Raw genomic sequence first — 493 nt, 5'->3', positions numbered from 1 at the left:
AAGCGTCGACAACTGGACCTGAACAATCGTCTGGACGCGATATACAACCAGATTGAGCGTCTGAAGGCTGGCGTGCGCGCCAAGGTTGAACATCCGTTTCGCGTGCTCAAGCAGCAGTTTGGTTATACGAAGACGCGGTACCGGGGATTGGTGAAGAACACCGCGCAGATCACGACACTGTTTGCGCTGGGCAACCTCTGGATGTCACGCAGGGCTCTAACCAAAGTGTGAAACTCTCGGGTCAGGCGGTGAGTCTCGGAAAACGAAGATCATCATGCTTCAAAGGCCGGACGACCAACCTGCCAGCAGGCGCTTACGGCTGATACGCTCAACGCGAAAAAAGATCAGCGCTCTGAAAGCGTGTTGTGCAGATGGTATGGACGCCTCCCCCCGGAAACGGGCCGTCGTGGAAGTGACGGACCGGGCGCGGGAGACTTGGCACGCGTCGGTCTGCGTATGCCAAAGTAAGGGTGCTCGTCAACCGCGCGTCAAG

At 57.6% G+C, this 493-nt stretch carries 1 protein-coding gene; it reads left to right on the top strand.

The genetic code is table 11. The annotated features are described in order from the left end of the window. Positions 1 to 231 (top strand): transposase (locus tag AB4Y40_RS42820; protein ID WP_368692991.1); only part of this gene is annotated, 231 nt, incomplete at its 5' end. Between the last annotated feature and the right edge of the window lie 262 nt (positions 232 to 493).

This window comes from Paraburkholderia sp. EG287B (genome assembly GCF_040965595.1).
Classification (GTDB): domain Bacteria; phylum Pseudomonadota; class Gammaproteobacteria; order Burkholderiales; family Burkholderiaceae; genus Paraburkholderia.
The sequence above is the reverse complement of the archived record's forward strand: the minus strand, read 5'-3'. Positions and strand labels throughout refer to the sequence as shown.